Source organism: Massilia sp. 01N410 (assembly GCF_056399665.1).
Genome location: NZ_JBFTRV010000034.1, coordinates 1 through 17613, shown reverse-complemented (window position 1 = coordinate 17613; position 17613 = coordinate 1). Strand labels below are relative to the sequence as shown.

16 protein-coding genes are annotated in these 17613 nt (G+C 60.2%); 15 read left to right on the top strand and 1 reads right to left on the bottom strand.

Annotated elements, in window-relative coordinates:
* The 15 genes from AC1DOP_RS26775 to AC1DOP_RS26705 all read left to right on the top strand — a co-directional run.
* Positions 1-837, top strand: an 837-nt coding sequence (locus AC1DOP_RS26775; protein ID WP_477254318.1) for a DUF1565 domain-containing protein, incomplete at its 5' end; no start/stop codon positions are given.
* A gap of 285 nt (positions 838-1122) precedes the next feature.
* The gene (locus AC1DOP_RS26770) at positions 1123-1572 is read left to right on the top strand and encodes a hypothetical protein (RefSeq protein WP_442124901.1); all 450 of its coding nucleotides are present in this window, start codon (positions 1123-1125) and stop codon (positions 1570-1572) included.
* A gap of 24 nt (positions 1573-1596) precedes the next feature.
* Positions 1597-3858, top strand: a complete 2262-nt coding sequence (locus tag AC1DOP_RS26765) for a polysaccharide biosynthesis tyrosine autokinase (RefSeq protein WP_442124900.1) — start codon at positions 1597-1599, stop codon at positions 3856-3858.
* A gap of 127 nt (positions 3859-3985) precedes the next feature.
* Entirely contained in the window at positions 3986-5299 is a 1314-nt protein-coding gene (locus tag AC1DOP_RS26760) for a lipopolysaccharide biosynthesis protein (protein ID WP_477254316.1), read from the top strand.
* 30 nt (positions 5300-5329) lie between these two features.
* Complete coding sequence (locus AC1DOP_RS26755; protein ID WP_442124898.1) at positions 5330-6361, top strand: GNAT family N-acetyltransferase; 1032 nt, start codon at positions 5330-5332, stop codon at positions 6359-6361.
* Between the two features lie 25 nt (positions 6362-6386).
* Complete coding sequence (locus AC1DOP_RS26750) at positions 6387-7433, top strand: GNAT family N-acetyltransferase (protein WP_442124897.1); 1047 nt, start codon at positions 6387-6389, stop codon at positions 7431-7433.
* Positions 7433-8788, top strand: coding sequence for a polysaccharide deacetylase family protein (locus tag AC1DOP_RS26745; RefSeq protein ID WP_442124896.1), 1356 nt, complete (start codon positions 7433-7435; stop codon positions 8786-8788). Before AC1DOP_RS26750 ends, AC1DOP_RS26745 begins: the two co-directional genes overlap by 1 nt.
* A gap of 10 nt (positions 8789-8798) precedes the next feature.
* On the top strand, positions 8799-10025 hold the full coding sequence (locus tag AC1DOP_RS26740; protein ID WP_477254313.1) for an O-antigen ligase family protein: 1227 nt from the start codon (positions 8799-8801) through the stop codon (positions 10023-10025).
* The gene (locus AC1DOP_RS26735; protein WP_477254311.1) at positions 10022-11206 is read left to right on the top strand and encodes a glycosyltransferase; all 1185 of its coding nucleotides are present in this window, start codon (positions 10022-10024) and stop codon (positions 11204-11206) included. Before AC1DOP_RS26740 ends, AC1DOP_RS26735 begins: the two co-directional genes overlap by 4 nt.
* Positions 11190-11801, top strand: a complete 612-nt coding sequence (hisH, locus tag AC1DOP_RS26730) for an imidazole glycerol phosphate synthase subunit HisH (RefSeq protein ID WP_442124893.1) — start codon at positions 11190-11192, stop codon at positions 11799-11801. The genes AC1DOP_RS26735 and hisH overlap by 17 nt, the downstream gene beginning before the upstream one ends.
* Positions 11801-12559 carry an AglZ/HisF2 family acetamidino modification protein gene (locus tag AC1DOP_RS26725; RefSeq protein WP_442124892.1) on the top strand — a complete coding sequence of 253 codons (759 nt, stop codon included), beginning with the start codon at positions 11801-11803 and terminating at the stop codon, positions 12557-12559. The genes hisH and AC1DOP_RS26725 overlap by 1 nt, the downstream gene beginning before the upstream one ends.
* A complete protein-coding gene (locus AC1DOP_RS26720) occupies positions 12556-13725 on the top strand; it encodes an N-acetyl sugar amidotransferase (protein ID WP_442124891.1) in 1170 nt (389 codons plus the stop codon). Before AC1DOP_RS26725 ends, AC1DOP_RS26720 begins: the two co-directional genes overlap by 4 nt.
* 33 nt (positions 13726-13758) lie before the next feature.
* Positions 13759-14994: a glycosyltransferase family 4 protein gene (locus AC1DOP_RS26715; RefSeq protein ID WP_442124890.1), complete on the top strand. Its 1236-nt coding sequence runs from the start codon at positions 13759-13761 to the stop codon at positions 14992-14994.
* A gap of 11 nt (positions 14995-15005) precedes the next feature.
* Complete coding sequence (locus AC1DOP_RS26710) at positions 15006-15608, top strand: sugar transferase (RefSeq protein WP_442124889.1); 603 nt, start codon at positions 15006-15008, stop codon at positions 15606-15608.
* A 4-nt stretch (positions 15609-15612) separates the two neighbouring features.
* A complete protein-coding gene (locus AC1DOP_RS26705; RefSeq protein WP_442124888.1) occupies positions 15613-16842 on the top strand; it encodes a DegT/DnrJ/EryC1/StrS family aminotransferase in 1230 nt (409 codons plus the stop codon).
* Here the strand turns inward: AC1DOP_RS26705 and AC1DOP_RS26700 are convergent.
* A partial coding sequence (locus AC1DOP_RS26700; RefSeq protein WP_477254307.1) for a choice-of-anchor Q domain-containing protein occupies positions 16839-17613 on the bottom strand: 775 nt, incomplete at its 5' end. The genes AC1DOP_RS26705 and AC1DOP_RS26700 overlap by 4 nt on opposite strands.

Here is a 17613-nt window from a genome sequence, read left to right as displayed (position 1 = left end):
ACGTCCAGCACCGCTCCGTTGCGCACCATCCAGCGCGCCTCCAACCTGGCCCTGCCGGGCGACACGGTTCACGTCGCACCGGGCACCTATTCCGAAACCATCACCTCGTCCGTCAACGGCACCGCGAGCGCACGGATCCGCTTCGTGTCCGATACCAAGTACGGCGCCATCCTCGTGCCGGCCAGCAGCGCCTACACGATGTGGACCGTCAAGGGCGGCTACACCGATATCGACGGCTTCCAGATCAACGGCAAGGGCAGCACCACCGTGCGTGCCGGTATCTATATGAACGGCGGTAACTCGTCGGTCTCGAACAGCTGGGTCCATGACGTCGCCACCGCTTCCGGCTGCGACAATCGCGGCGGCGCCGGCATCGTCGTCGACCAGAGCCGCGGCAAGGCCTACGGCAACTACGACATCGTCGGCAACAAAGTGCACAACGTCGGCGGCGGTTGCGGCTATATCCAGGGTATCTACCATTCGTCGTCGGGCCGGATCGTCAACAACGTCGTGTATGCGACCAGCCAGGGCATCAACATGGGGCATGACGCCCACAACATCCTCGTCATGCGCAACACCTTGTTCGGCAACTCCGGCTACGGCGTCTATTTCGGCGGCTGCAAGGAAGCCTATAACAATGGTTGCCCGACCCGAGGCATCGCCATCAACAACAACATCATCTACGCGAACGCCGGCGGCATCCAGGGCCCGATCGCGTCCGAAGACGTCGGCAACAGCGTGGCCAACAACCGGGTGTACGGTAACCGCAACAACTTCGACCTGGCCAGCCCAAGCCATGCGCCCAAAGAGCGACAGCACCAGCGCCGTGATCCCTAAGTACTTACCCATAAATATTTATTTCTGGCCAAGTACTTAGTTCATGCATGACAGGCCGGTGGCAGTCGTTCAAGCAGAACTGCGAGGTATCGTGCGACTCGCCCTTGGACTGACTTCAAGTTCCTCTGCGAACTAAATGCGATTCATCACGGCAAGGTCTCAGCAGTGTTGCGAAAACCCATACGAAATGATGTGGTGACGTTTGATCTAAACCAAACTCAAATAGGGAACTAGTTCTACTCTGACCCCTCAGGTGCGAATTTAGTAGCTCGTCTGAGAGGCAGCATGAAGATCTGGCACAAACAATTCCTTGAGAAAACTCAATCTAGCTTACTGAGGCTGGCTTTGTCCGCCACGATCGACATCGACATCGACATCGACATCGCTTGCCGTTCCTTGCTGTCGATTCCGTTCGCCGAAATGCTCCGCATGCAAGAACCGGGCGACGAGCAGCCTCATCTGCTAATGCCGCGCAATCTGGCCAAGTTTCTGGCCCATCCCCGTGACACGCTGCGACCACGGGACCATCGCAACCAGCAGATTGCGGTCCCGATGGCCCTGCGCAAAATCCTTGAACCGCACTGGCGGTCTGCAGCAGGCTGGCAACCACGGGCGGCGCATTCTGCGCAAGGCAAGCGAGATCACGCTGACAAGCCGGGACCGCAAACCGAGCCTTCTTATTCCAGGCTCATCAACCTCTGCGGTCTTTGTCACCAACCGGCAATGATGCGGTAAGGTCATTCGTGCAGGAGCAAGATAATGAGCACCGTAAGAGAACATCGTGCCTTGATCCAAGTTAATCCCCGTTCGCCGATACTCGGCGAGCCCTTCGATGCCGCGGCCGAAGGGGCACAGTGGGAATCCCCTTTCGACCTCAAGAGTGGGTTGTCCGCTCTGTACAGCGGCCGCTGGCTGATCGTCTGGATCACCGCCATCGTTACTTTGTCGGCAATGTTATATACCTTGACCATCAAGCCGGTGTTCGAGGCAGACATGACACTATACGTCGAGGAGGAGAGTCCGAACGCGTCGAAGAACATGCTGAGCGAAGCGTCTTCGCTTTTCGAGACCAAGAAGGCGCCAATTGCCGAGATGGAGTTGCTGCGCTCGCGCATGGTCGTCTCACGTGCTGTCGACAACCTGAAGCTCTATATCGACGTCGAGCCAAAGTACTTCCCGCTCGTGGGCGCCTGGATTGCAAACAAGCTGGGCAATGACCTGTCGAATCCCGGCCTGTTCGGCTACGGCGGCTATGTCTGGGGCAAGGAGAAGGCCGACGTGTCGCTGTTCGAGGTGCCGGAAGCCTGGCACGGCCGCCAGTTCACGCTCACGGCGCTTGACGGCCAACGCTACCGATTTTCCGGCGGCGGCCAACGCACCGTGTTCGACGGTACGGTCGGCCAGCGGTATCAAGTGCCCACTCCCCAGGGCATGATCGAATTGAAGGTGGACCGCATGTCCGCCAGGCCGGGAGCGATGTTCGTGCTGCGTCGCACGTCGCTTCTGTCGACGACCGCGGCCATCCAGAACGCACTCGTGGTCGCCGAGCACGGCAAGCAATCCGGGGTCATCGAAGTGAAGCTGCAGGGCGATAGTGCGCGGCGAACCTATCTCGTGCTGAGCGAGATCGGCCGCGAATACATGCGCCAGAACCTGGCACGCAAGGCCGAGGCAGCAGAAAAGTCGCTGGCTTTCCTGAATGAGCAACTGCCCATCCTGAAGAACCAGCTGGAGCAGGCGGAAGACCGCTATACCCGCTTCCGCAACGCACACAGTACGGTGGACCTCAACGAAGAAGCGCGCGTGAACCTGGCGCAAGTCGCAGCAGCGCGCGCGCGCCGTACCGACCTGATACAAAAGAAAGCCGAACTGTTGGCGCGCCTCACCGAGAATCACCCCCAGGTCGAGGCGATCGACCTCCAGCGCAAGGAAGTCGACGCCGAGCTCGCGAGAGCCGAGGCCCGCATCAAGGGCATGCCCGTCCTGGAGCAGGACGAGGCCAGGCTGACACGCGAGATCAAGGTCAACACCGAACTCTACGTCGCATTGTCGAACAGCGCTCAGCAGCTACGTCTGGCCACGGTCGGGCAGGTCAGCAACGTGCGGATGGTGGACATGCCCATCCCGCCCGAACAGCCGATCAAGCCGAACCGTCCTCTCATCGTGGCCCTGGCTGCCGTCACCGGTTTATTCCTTGGGAGCGTGGCGGCCTTCGCGCGCAAGGCGATCAAGGGTGGGATCGATGACGAGCAAAAGATCGAACGCATGCTGCGTGCACGCGCTGTTTATGCACTGATTCCGCATAGTAACAACCAGGACAAACTGATGCACAAGGCACAGGGCGGCGGCAGCGTATCGCCGATACTGGCGACGGTCATGCCCGAGGATCCGGCCGTCGAAAGCCTGCGCAGTTTCCGCGCCGCCCTGCTGTTTTCGCTGCCTCATTTCAAGAATAATATTGTGATGTTCACCGGGCCCACGCATGGCGTCGGCAAATCCTTCGTCACCGCCAATCTTGCCGCGGTGATCGCGGCGAGCGGCAGGAGCGTGCTGCTGGTCGATACCGACATGCGCAGCGGCAACCTGTGCAATTACCTGGGTGTGAACCGCGAACGGGGACTGTCATCCGCGATTCTCGGGAAGGCAAGCATCGATGAAGTCATCCACCATGGACTGGTCGACAAGCTCGATTTCATTCCGACCGGTGAGCTCCCGCCGAACGATCCCGAGTTCCTGCTCCACCCTAATTTCGGACACCTGCTGAAGCAAGCCAGCAGCCGATACGACCTGGTTCTGCTCGATTCGCCTCCACTGCTGGCAGGTGCCGATGCGCTGATCATCGGGGCACAGGCTGGTGCGGTGTTCATGGTCGCGCGTTTCAGCCGCACCAAAGAAAGCGAAATCAACGAGTCGATCAATCATTTGAATCGCGCTGGTATTCCGCTCGAAGGCGTGCTGCTGAACGACATGGCGCCGCGTTTGGGCACTTATGGTTCCTATCCGCGTTCAGCGGCAATTTAGGCATTGATTCGATGGCTTCCGGGCATGGGGATTGTGTTCGGAAGTGTATTGGCGGTCGATTCGACGATCGGCCGTTCATGTCGAGACGCGTCCGCCGGCAGAAAGGGTGGGGAGAATGGGTTTATCCATGTTAAATACCGTCAGAGCTTTTCTTGGCGCCGAATTCAACCGGAATGTACTGACGCTGATGACCGGCACGGGACTGGCACAGCTCATACCACTCGCGGTCATGCCGGTGCTGGCGCGCATTTATACGCCAGAGCAGTTCGGCGTGCTCGCGCTGTTTGTCGCAGTCGTATCGCCGCTTTCGGTAATGTCGACCGGCCGCTATGAATTGGCGATCATGCTGCCGCGGAAAGACGGGGATGCCACCAACCTCGCGGCCTTGTCGGTGGTGATCAGTCTGCTTGTGAGTGCCGTCCTGTTTGCGTGCATGTGCGCGTTCAATCGGCCGATTGCCAGTGCACTGGGAAACCAGGCGATGTCGACCTGGCTGTATCTGGTACCGCTTGCGGTCCTGTTGAACGGTATCTATACGAATCTCAATTACTGGAGCAACCGGCACAAACTGTACTTCATGATGGCGCACCGGCGCGTGCTGCATAGCGGCGGAACGGCGACGGTGCAGCTCGGCCTTGGACTGATGCGTGCCGGCGCCGGTGGACTGGTAATCGGTCTTATTTCCGGGCAGACGCTGGCGATAGGATTGATGGCGAACATGATTCGCCGCCATAGCCCGCGTTATTGGCGCGCCATCGATGCCGGGAGAATGTGGGCGTTGGCGAAACGTTACAAGAGCTGCCCGCAGCTTCTGGTTCCGGCACATGCGCTGGGAGCGCTTTCGATACAACTGCCGGCGATTTTCATCAACATGACGTTCGGCTTGTCTGCTGCAGGATTTTTCATGCTTGCGGAAAGGGTGGTCGCGCTGCCTCTTTCGCTGATATCCACCTCGGTCGGTGACGTTTTTCGACAGGAAATCGCCGAGCGCTTCCATGCGGGCGAGAATTGCCGGAGCCAATTCCTGTCCACGCTGAGGAAATTGACGGCGATTGCGACGCCGCCGTTCCTGGTCTTGCTGTTTTGCGCTCCCGCACTGTTTGCGATCGTATTCGGAGAACGGTGGCGTATAGCCGGGGAATACGCGCAACTCATGTGCCCGATGTTCTACCTGCGCTTCATCAGTAACCCCCTGAGCCTGGTGGCAATCGTTGCGCAGCGAAACCGTTTTGAATTCCTGTGGCAGGTCGGCCTATTGGTCTTTCTCGTGCTCGCGGCGGGCTCGCACTATGTCGTCCCGCTCGATGAAAAAACCTATGTGGCCGCCTTCGTGGCCATCTACTGCACATTCGACCTCGTGAACCTCGTTGCCAGTTACAGGTTCGCGTGCGCCGGCGATTCGCGGCATCGGGCAGTCGGCCGGGTTGAACAGCTGCAATGACTAATGAACTTTCCATGACCGGAGCGAGCAATGGATGCAATCGTGAGAAATTTCGTCGACACGCAAGCGGAAAGCCCACCGAGCCGCGCCGGTGCGCTATCCCGCAAAACCGAGTATCGCAGGCTATGTGAAAAGGAGTCGTCGATCCCGATATTTTCCACCGACTGGTGGCTCGATGCCGCGGTGGGGCCGGCCAATTGGGACGTGGTGCTGGTCAAGAGGAACGAACAGATCATCGGTGCAATGCCGTTTGCCATCGTCCGCCGCGTCGGCATGGAGGTCATCCAGCAACCGCCCCTGACGCCAATGCTTGGTCCATGGATACCGAAGATAGGAATGAGCACCAGGACCAGGCTCAACAATGAACAAAAGATCATGCATGCACTGATCGAGCAGTTGCCACGTTTCGACCATTTCAGGCAGACCTGGAACAAGAACTTGTCGAACTGGCTGCCGTTTTACTGGAATGGCTTTAGCCAGACCACGGAATACACCTATGTGATCCCCGCCCTGCATGACCTGCGCGACCTCTGGAAACAGTTCGAGGGCTCGCGACGAAAGCACTGCAAGCAAGCAATTGATCGCTACAACTTACATATTCGCAGCGACCTGCCGTTGGACGCTTTCCTGGCCCTGCATAAAATGACGCTCGCCAATCGAGGCATTTCGCAGTCATTTTCCGACGATTGCCTGCGCCGGATCGATGCTGCCTGTGTCGAGCACAACTGCCGCAGGATCAATATCGCCGTCGACGAGACAGGAAGGCATGTGGCCGGCACATACACGGTCTGGGACAGCCATTGCGCATATGCGTTAATAAAAGGATCCGATCCCAAGCTGTGGCACACGGGCGCACCGAGTTTCTGCCAATGGGAAACTATAAAGTTCTGCGCGACGGTGGCGCCGAAATACGATTTTCTCGGAAACATGAATCCGTCCATCGAGCCTTATGTACGCAGCTTCGCAACCGAACAGACGCCCATATTCACGATCAGCAAAACACCATCGCGGCTGTTGCGTTTGCGACAGGGCCTGAGGTCGGCCTTGGCAAGCGGACACTGAACCGTTTTTAGTTTCTGGAGGGTGCATGACAACTGCAGCGACCAAGGAAGCACTATTAGAGGTGGAGCAGTCACAACTGACCGAGGAGGCACAGCCGCGGGAGAGTGCAGGCTCGCCCAAGGACGAGTATCGCGCATTCTGCCAGCAGGAAGCTTCATTGCACATGTTCGCCCGTGACTGGTGGCTGGACGCGGCGGTCGGACCCGAGGGATGGGATGTCGCGCTCGTGAAGAAGAACGGGGTGGTTGTCGCTGCCATGCCCTATGTGCTGCGCCGGCGGCTGGGCATGCAGATCTTCACCCAGCCGGCGTTGACACCGATCCTTGGACCCTGGCTCCACCAGCTCGAAGGCAAGCCGTCGGTTCAATTCAGCAACGAAAGAGAACTCATGCAGGCGCTGATCGATCAATTGCCGCCTTTCGATCACTTCGCGCAAACCTGGGATTCCCGCCTCTGGAACTGGCAGCCTTTTTTCTGGAATGGCTTCAGGCAAACGACATACTATTCTTTCATCCTGCCTGACTTGTCCGACAGGGAAAAACTATGGACGGGACTGGACGGCAAAGTGCGTCGCTTGCTCAGCAAGCTGGAAAGGGAAAATCGTTTACAGGTGCGCGATGACTTGCCTATCGACGTACTTCTCGAGCTGAACCACAAAACGTTTGAACGCCAAGGACTGGCGTCATCGTTTGCAGACGAACTGGCCTACAGGCTGGATGCCGCATGCCAAAAACGCGGCTGCTGCAAGGTGATCATTGTGATGGATGAGGCTGGCGTACCGCACGCCGGTTACTACTTCGTCTGGGATCAGCACAGTGCCTACGGCTTGATTGCAGGGATGGATCCGGCCTACCGCCAGAGCGGCGCGAACAGCCTCTGCCTGTGGGCGACCATCCTGCACGCGGCCGGCGTCACTCGCGAGTACAACTTTTGCGGTTCGATGATCGAACCGGTCGCAGCCTTCATGCGCTCGTTTGGAGGTACGCCCACGCCGTATTTTCACATCAGCAAAACGCCGTCGCGCCTCCTCATGGTTCGCCAGACCATGCTGTCACTCATCGGGAAAAAATAATGTTGCACCTTGCTCTCCCTGCAAGCTGGATCCCCGAGCGCCGCTGGATTGCGGACGTCGTCCTCGGTCAATTTCTGGGGCTGGAGTACACGCTCACATTCAACCCTGGGGAGACGGTGCGCATGAGCTCAGCGGGCAAGACACTGGACTTGTCGGATGCCTTCTTCGCGGCCGGCATGAAGGGCGCGGACATCCCTCGATACTGGGACCTTGCCGAGAGCGGCCTCGAGGTCCGGTTATCCGAGCCGAACATTCCCATCCTGTTCGGCGAGCCCGGCGTCACATTCGATGGCGTACGTGCGAGCTTGATGCTCGACGTGTTCGGATCGGCATTCTTCATGCTTGCGCGCCAGGAGGAGTTGACAAGCAGCACGCGCGACCGGCATGACCGCTTCCCGGCCGCCGCGTCGCTGGCCGCACGCCTCGATTTCCTGTGCCGCCCGGTCGTCGACGAGTACGTGGAAATCCTGTGGGCGACGATGTCGCGCTTGTGGCCCGGACTCGAACGCAAACGGCGTGTGGCGCGCACGCTGGTCAGCTGCGACGTCGACTTGCCCTTCGATCCCGCCTGCGCATCGATGTTCCGCCTTGGGAAGAGACTGTTGGGGCACGCATACCGGCAACGTTCGCTCGGCGCGCTGATCCCCACCCTAGACAATTACTGGGAGGTGAGGCGCGGCAACCAGACGCGCGATCCTTACTGGCATGCGCTGTCCTGGATCATGGATGTCAACGAAAAGGCCGGCAACCAGGTTACCTTCAATTTCATTCCCGCCCCGACCGACAGCAGCATGGATCTGGCCCCCAGCCTCGACGATCCCCGTATGCGAGGACTGCTGAGGATGGTCCATGCGCGCGGACACCTGGTCGGTATCCATCCAGGCTATAACACCTACCGCCACCCGACCGTGTTCGCCCACTCCGTCGCAACCCTGCGCCGCGCGATGGAGCAGGAAGGCATCGTCCAGGAAGAACTGGGCGGACGCCAGCACTACCTGCGCTGGGACGTGGCAGAGACTGCCCGCTTGTGGGACCAGAACGCGTTGGCCTACGACAGCACCTTGTCCTACCCGACCGTCGCCGGTTTTCGTACCGGAACCTGTCAAGAATACACAATGTATGACCTCGCCGAGCGCCGGCCACTCGGACTGAAGCAACGGCCGCTGGTGGTCATGGAAAATTCGGTCATCGACGAGGAAAACATGGGGCTGGGGCACGGAGCTCGTGCGCTCGCCGCCATGGAGCACTACAAGCAGGTCTGCCGCCGCTTCGATGGCAATTTCACCCTGCTCTGGCACAACTCGTCCTTGTCGGACGAGGCCGACAGGGCGATGTATTGCGAGCTGATCAACTAGCGGGGATCCCATGGATGCCACATACGCCCTCGCAGCCAGGACCAGAGCGGTCAACCCTTCCGGACCGGAGCAGGTCGCCTTTCTGCTCCTTTTTCCCGGCTTCTTTTTCTACCAGACGCTGATCGGCATGGGGGTCATGCGGGCTTTCCTGGGCGGGTATTTCGCAATCGTGTCCATCGTGCTGGCAGGGCCGCTTGCCTATGCCTACTTGCGTGCGGTAAAGGTCGCCAGGTACCGGATAGCGCCGACCGACGTGCAATTCGGCTTTTTCCTGGCCTACTTCCTGGTGATTGTCGTGATCAACGCCGCCTTCGGTGCCGACACCATCATCGTGCAGACCCACGTGCTGTCGATTCTCTATTTCATCAACATCTACCTCATCTTCAAGAACGTCGATTTTTCCAACCGGAAGACGGCGATGTTGATGCTGGTTTCCTTGTTGATCATGTCCGCGACCATCTTCGTGTTTTCGACGGACGGCAGTTTCCAGCCCGGAGAGCTTGGCGACCCCAGCAACCCGGAAAGCGTGGCGACCTACCAGGGATTCGCCCGCTCCTACGTACTGACCTTCGTCGCGGTCATCTGTTTTGTCCGGCTGCTCGTGGCACGCCTGGCACTTTACTGCATGGCGGTTGCGGCTCTGTTCCTGAACGGTTCGCGCAGCGAATTGGTCGCCGTCCTGTTCGTGCTGCCGCTTGTCGAGCTGTATCGGGCGAAAAACTGGCTACACGTCCTTTGCATCCTGGTGCTGGGTGTTGCCCTGTTCAGTATCAGTCCACAGACGTTGATGGAAAACGCGCCCGACAGCCGGGTGTGGGAATTGTTCGATCTGTCCCACTCCGACTCCGCGAATGCCAGGCATGACCTCACGCGGCACGCTCTGTCGACGATCGCAAACCACCCCTTGCTGGGCGATTACGCCAGCTATCCCCCGGGCGGGTACTCGCACAACATCCTGTCGGCCTGGGTCGACCTCGGCTTTTTCGGCTTCGCCTACCTGTTGCTGATGCTGGCGCTTACCACGTTCAGGCTGTTCGTCCGCGGCTGGCTGGGCCGAACCCGGTCCGGCCAATGCCTGCTGGCCTGGAACCTGATCTGCATGTCGCTGTTCCTGCTGATGACAGCCAAGACCTTCGATGACATGCTCGCCGGCGCTGCGATGGGCGCCTACGCGAACTATTGCAACAGGACACGGCAAGCGCAGGTGCCGGATAAACGAAAAGGAAACGGACCATGATCAATATTCATCTGTATCCGTCAGCATTCCTGAACGAGAGCCGGATCTTGCGCGAGGCTGGCTCACTGTCGCAGCTGGCGCTTTTCGACCGGATTGACCTCGTGGGTGTGGGAGAGGAGGGCTTGGCGCCCGTCGAGAAGCTGCAGGACGACATTTGCATCGTGCGCCCTGGTCAACGCAAAGGCAGCGGTCTGGTGGGCAAGCTGGCACGCACCGCCAGTTGGAGCCGTGCGGTCTACCATCTTTACCGCAAGGAAGAACTCGGATGCGTGAACTGCCACAGCGTCGCAACCTTGCCGCTCGGGGTCATGCTCAAGCGCAAGACAAAGGCCAAGCTCGTGTATGACGCCCATGAGCTCGAGACGGAAACCAATAACTTGTCCGGCATGCGCAAGTTGCTGACCAGGCAGGTCGAGCGCAGGCTGATCGGGCACGCAGACCATTGCATTTTCGTGGGAAGTGCGATCGAGCAGTGGTATGTCCGCGAGTATGGGCTGCACAACACGACGGTGTTGTACAACTGTCCGTCGCGCCGCCAGGTAAAACCATCGGGCCATTTCCGTACCGCGTTTTCGATCGAGCCCGGCACGCCGATCTTTCTGTACCAGGGGTATATCGGCGAAGGCCGGGGAATACGCATCCTGGTCGAGGCATTTTCCGCACTGGCCGGGCGCGCGGCGCTGGTCGTGATGGGCTACGGACCCTTGGCCGACTGGGTCGCCAAAGAAGCGCAACACCTTCCAGGCATCCATTACCACCCGGCGGTGGCGCCGGAACGGCTGCTCGATTACACCGCTGCAGCCGACTTCGGATTGTCCGTGATCGAACCCACGTCGCTCAGCTATGAATACTGCATGCCCAACAAGTTGTTCGAGTACGTGATGGCAGGCAAACCGGTATTGGTTTCACCCACCAGGGAGCAAAGTGAATTCGTGCGCAGGCATGCGATCGGCGAAGTGGCGAGCGGCATCTCGCCGGCGGCGATCCGCGAAGGCGTCTTGTCCTTGCTGGGGCGCGACCCGCATGCCTTGCAGGCAGCGCTGACGCGAACCGCCGGCGAATTTTGCTGGGAAGGACAGGAGAAGACGCTCGAAGCACTCTATCTCGATACGCTCGGCTTGCGTTCTTTTCAAGGCACGGCGAAACAGCCATGGGAGGCGAAGCATGATCTCTGTCATTGATTACGGCGTCTGCAACCTGGGCTCGATGCTCAACATGCTGCGCAAGGTCGGCGCGCAGGCACAGCTGGCATCGACCGCCAGCGACATCGACCGGGCCGAGAAGATCATCCTGCCTGGCGTAGGCGCGTTCGACAACGGCATCGCCGCGCTCACCGAGCGCGGCCTCGTGGAACCGCTGCGCCGGAAGGCCCTGCGCGACAAGGTGCCTTTGCTGGGCGTTTGCCTGGGCATGCAGATGCTGGGCAGGCGCAGCGAGGAAGGCAGGCTTGATGGGCTGGGCCTGCTCGACGCCGAAGCGCAGCGCTTCCGCTTCAGCGCCGACAGCGGCTTCAAGGTGCCTCATATGGGCTGGAGTCCGCTATTGCCGCGGCGCGATAGCGCGTTGTTGCGTGCGCTGGAGATCCGGTCCCGATTCTATTTCTGCCACTCGTATCACCTGGTTTGCCGCGACGGCGCCGATGTGCTGGCCGGGGCCGGTTACGGCGGCGAATTCGTAGCGATGGTCCAACGCGACAATGTATATGGGGTTCAGTTTCACCCGGAAAAGAGCCATCGCTTCGGTATGGAATTGCTGCATAACTTTACGGAGATGTGATGTTGCACGCTCGAGTGATTCCCTGCCTGCTGATGCGAAACCGCGGGCTGGTAAAGACGGTGAAGTTCAAGAACCCCCGCTACATCGGCGACCCGGTGAATGCGGTACGCATCTTTAACGAGAAGGAAGTCGATGAACTGGTCTTCCTCGACATCGGTATCGCCGGCGGACGCGGCGCTCCCGATTTCGAACTCCTGGCCGACATCGCGAGCGAAGCCTTCATGCCGTTCGCCTATGGCGGCGGGATCACCAGTATCGACCACATCAAGCGCCTCTACGCGCTCGGGGTCGAAAAGGTGGTGCTCAACACTGCCGCCGCCGACCAGCCGCAGCTGGTCGAGGAAGCGGCTGCGCTGGCTGGCCGCTCGGGGGTGATCGTGTCGATCGACGTACGCCGCAACTGGATGGGCAAGTACACGGTCTGCGTGGCCGGCGGCACACGCGACCTGAAGCGCGAGCCGGTCGAGTACGCGCGCGCGATGGAAGGGCTTGGCGCCGGAGAGATCCTGCTGAATGCGATCGACCGCGACGGCACGATGGAAGGCTACGACCTGGAACTGGTGGGACGGCTCTGCAAAGCGGTGTCGATTCCGGTGGTGGCCGCCGGCGGCGCGGCCGGCTTGCCCGATCTCCGTGCGGGGGCGGGCGCCGGCGCGTCCGGGCTGGCGGCCGGCAGCATGTTCGTTTTCCATGGGAAGCACAATGCCGTGCTTATCACGTATCCCGAGTATGAAGAACTCGAAAGGCTATTCAAATGACGTCCCTTACGCAAAACCTCACCTACCCGACCACTTCCGGGCAGACTTATCGGGCCTGTACCCGCTGCATCATGGATACCGTGGCCGATCGCAGCATCACGTTCGACGAACAGGGCCTGTGCTGCCACTGCCTCCGCTATGACGGACTGGTCAATGCGCGCCGGCTGCGCGGCATTCGCGGACGCGAGGCCTTGCGTACCCTGGTCGAGCGCATCAGTGCCGCCGGACGGGGACGTGAGTATGACTGCATCATCGGCGTCAGCGGCGGGGTCGACAGTACCTACGTGGCCTGGCTGGTCAAGCAGCAGGGCCTGCGTCCGCTTGCCGTGCACTTCGACAATGGCTGGAATTCCGAACTCGCGACAAAGAACATTGAACGCGTGTTGCGCAACATCGGCATCGATCTGCACACCCATGTCGTCGACTGGGAAGAGTTCCGCGACCTGCAGCGCGCCTTCCTCGAGGCCTCGACGCCGGATGGGGAGATCCCGACCGATCACGCGATCGGTGCCTTGTTGTGGAAAGAAGCGGCGGCTCGCGGCATCAAGTACATCATCTCGGGGATGAATTTCGCCACCGAATCGATCAGCGTCCCCGACTGGTCTTACGGACATTCCGACTGGCGCTATATCAGGGACGTGCACCGCCGTTTCGGCAGCGTCAAGCTGACGACCTATCCGCACTTCAGCTTGCCGTACCTCATCTACGTCAACGTCCTGCGCGGCATTCGCATCGTCTCCATTCTCAATTACGTCGACTACGACAAGGGGGAGGCGATGGAATTGCTGCGCAACCAGCTGGGTTGGAAGGATTACGGCGGCAAGCACCATGAATCGATCTACACGCGCTTCTACCAAGGCTATGTCCTGCCACGCAAGTTTGGCGTCGACAAGCGATATGGCCACTTGTCCGACCTGATCAATGCCGGGCAGATCACCCGGGCGCAGGCGCTGGCCGAGATGCAGAAGCCCCCTTACGCCGAAGAGCTGCAGCAGCAGGATCTGGCTTACGTCGTGAAAAAACTGCGCCTGTCGCACGAGCAGTTCGAGCACATCATGCGCACACCGATCAAGTCGTTCCGGGACTACCGCAACCTCTACGAGCCCGTGCAATGGTTGCGTAATGGCGTCAACCGATTGCGCAAGCACCAGCTCTATCCGCGCTAGCCCTTCAATTCGTCACTCAGCCTGGAGGACCGGATGGACATCCTGCTGATCAATCACTATGCCGGCTCTCCCCGGCATGGCATGGAATACCGCCCTTACTATCTGGCGCGCGAGTGGGTGCGCGCCGGGCACCGGGTCCGCATCATGGCGTCGGATAATTCACACATCCGCACCCATCAACCGGATCTGGCCGGAGCGCCGCGCCTGGACGAAACCATCGACGGCATCGAATACAGCTGGCTGCGGACGCCAGCCTACCGGGGCAACGGCATTGGCCGTGTCAGGAACATGGCCTCCTTCGTCATGAATCTGTATCGCGACGCCAGCCGGCTGGCACGCGATTTCCGGCCGGATGTGGTCATCGCTTCCAGTACCTATCCGATGGACATCTGGCCGGCACACCGCATTGCGCGGCTCGCTGGTGCCAGGCTACTGTTCGAAGTGCACGACTTATGGCCTCTTTCGCCGATGGAACTGGGCGGGATGTCGAAATGGCACCCCTTCATCATGCTCGTGCAGCAAGCTGAAGACTTCGCATATCGCAACGCCGACAGCGTCGTATCGATCCTGCCCAAGGTGCGCGAGTACATGGAATCGCGCGGATTGGCGCCGGACAAGCTGCATCTCGTGACCAACGGCATCGATCCGGCCGAGTGGCATGACACGGTGTGTGAGCTGCCGGAGGAGGCCGGCAACTTGCTGGCAAGACTACGCGCCCAGGGCATGGCCGTTGTCGGCTATGCGGGCAACCACGGCGTCTCGAACGCCCTGGACAACCTGCTCGATGCGGCCCGGCTGGTGCGTGGCGAGCCCATTGCGTTCGTGCTGGTCGGTTCAGGACCGGAAAAGACGCGCCTGCAGCAGCGTGCCGCTCTCGAAAACCTCAGCAATATCTGGTTCCTCGAACCGGTTTCCAAACGTGCCATTCCATCGTTGTTGCGATCCTTCGACATTGCTTACATCGGCTGGCATCGCCAGCCTTTGTATCGTTTCGGCATCGCACCGAACAAGCTGATGGATTACATGATGGCGGCTCGCCCGGTGCTGCATGCGGTGGCGGCCGGCAACGACCCGGTCAGCGAAGCCGGCTGCGGACTGACCGTCGAGCCGGAAAGCCCGCAGGCCGTCGTCGAGGGCATAAGCAGGCTACTGGCCCTGGACGCCAACGAACGGCGGGCGATGGGGCAGCGCGGCAAGGCCTTCGTGCTCGAGAATCTGACCTACCCGGTGCTGGGGAAGCGCTTCCTGGCCGCCTGTGGCATGCCATGAATCGGCGAAACATGACCATGACCACCTTCGATTTCTTCTGGAAGCGATTGTTCGACATCGTCTTCTCCATCATTGGGCTGGCGTTCCTGCTGCCATTGATCGCCGTATGCTGGACCGTCGCCGCGCTCGAGACCAGAAGCAACGGTTTCTTCGTTCATGAGAGGGTGGGACGGCGGGGAAAACGGATACGTGTCTGCAAGATAAAGACGATGCGGCCATCCAGTGCGGCGCGCAGCCCGATCACCGCGCAGAACCTGGCCGCCATCACCAGGTCGGGGAGGCTGTTTCGCAAATATAAGCTCGACGAGTTGCCGCAGCTATTCAATGTGCTGATGGGGAGCATGAGCTTTGTCGGCCCACGGCCCGACGTCGCCGGTTACGCCGACCGGATCGAGGGGCAGGACCGCGTGATTTTGCTGTTACGTCCCGGGATCACCGGCCCGGCCTCGATCAAGTACAAGGACGAGGAAACATTGTTGTCGACGGCCGAGGATCCCGTCTGGTTCAACGACCACGTGATCTGGCCGGACAAGGTGAGGATCAACAGGGAGTATTTCGTTAACTACTCGCTGCTGCGCGACCTCGTATACATCTTCAAGACCATCTTGGGTTGATGCCATGTTAAACACGAAATTTTCCCCCTGGCCGAGCTTTACCGATGAAGAGGCGGCAAAGGTCGCAAATGTCATCCTGTCGAACAGGGTCAATTACTGGACGGGCGAGGAATGCCGCGCGTTCGAAAGGGAGTTTGCCGACTGGGCCACGACCTCGCACGCAGTGGCGCTGGCGAACGGTACCCTGGCGCTGGACGTGGCGCTCAAGGCGATCGGCATCCGGCCGGGCGACGAAGTGGTCGTCACGCCACGCACTTTTTTTGCATCGGCCTCCTGCATCGTCACCGCCGGCGCTACGCCTGTATTCGCCGATGTCGACCGTGACAGCCAGAACATCAGTGCTGCAACGATCGCGCCGGTGCTGACGCATCGCACGAAGGCGATCATCTGCGTGCACCTGGCTGGCTGGCCATGCGACATGGACCCGATCATGGCGCTGGCCAAGGAACATGGACTCTACGTGATCGAGGACTGTGCACAAGCACATGGCGCGCGCTACAAGGGACGCATGGTCGGCAGTATCGGGCACGTCGGTGCATGGTCTTTTTGCCAGGACAAGATCATTACCACCGGCGGCGAAGGCGGCATGGTGACGACCAACGACGAGCGGCTGTGGTCGATCATGTGGTCGTTCAAGGACCACGGCAAATCGTGGCAGGCCGTGTACGTGCGCGAGCACCCGCCGGGATTCCGCTGGGTACACGAGTCGTTCGGGACCAATTGGCGCATGATGGAAATGCAAGCCGCGATCGGCCGCATCCAGTTACGCAGGATGCAAGGCTGGAGCGCACGACGGCGTGCCAATGCACAGCGGCTCGACACCGTATGCAGGGATTTCGCCGCTGTCAGGGTCCCGGTCGTGCCCGCGGAGGTCGACCATGCTTACTACAGGTTCTATGCGTTCGTGGAGCCTGACCATTTGCGGGAAGGATGGACACGGGATCGCATCGTGGACGAAATCCAGGCGGCGGGCGTGCCCTGCCTGGTGGGGACTTGCCCCGAGGTGTATATGGAACAGGCCTTCGCCGACACCGGGATGCGGCCGCGTGCGAGGCTGGAGGTGGCGCGGGAGTTAGGAGAGACCAGTATCGCCTTCCTGGTCCATCCTACCCTGACGGAGGAGGAAATGGCCAGGACATGCGAGGTTCTCAGGGACGTACTCGACAGGGCAAGCCTGCGATCTTATCGTTATCGCAATAGGCCGGCCTGGCGGCCGGCCCTGGTACTGCGTTAGTTGAGGTTGGTTTCGTATGCGCCCAGGTCGATCTTTGCGCCGCGGCGGACGCCATTGATATCGGTGGTGGGAGCGTAGTTGGTCAAGCCCTTGCTGATCGCAGGGGACGTGGTCTTCAGGCGATAGTCGCCACCACCGGTGCCGATGTAATTCACGAACTGCGGATCGGCGCTGATGAGGCCGGTCTTGGTCGAGGCGCTCGGGCTGGCCAGGTCGAAGTTGTTGCGGTTACCGTACACCAGGTTGTTGGCCACGCTGTTGCCGACGTCTTCGGACGTGATCGGGCCCTGGATGCCGCCGGCGTTCGCGTAGATGATGTTGTTGTTGATGATGATGCCGCGGGTCGGGCAACCATTGTTATAGGCTTCCTTGCAGCCGCCGAAATAGACGCCGTAGCCGGAGTTGCCGAACAAGGTGTTGTTCATGACGAGGATGTTGTGGTCGTCATGGCCCATGTTGATGCCCTGGCTGGTCGCGTACACGACGTTGTTGACGATCCGGCCCGACGACGAATGGTAGATACCCTGGATATAGCCGCAACCGCCGCCGACGTTGTGCACCTTGTTGCCGACGATGTCGTAGTTGCCGTAGGCCTTGCCGCGGCTCTGGTCGACGACGATGCCGGCGCCGCCGCGACTGTCGCAGCCGGAAGCGGTGGCGACGTCATGGACCCAGCTGTTCGAGACCGACGAGTTACCGCCGTTCATATAGATACCGGCACGCACGGTGGTGCTGCCCTTGCCGTTGATCTGGAAGCCGTCGATATCGGTG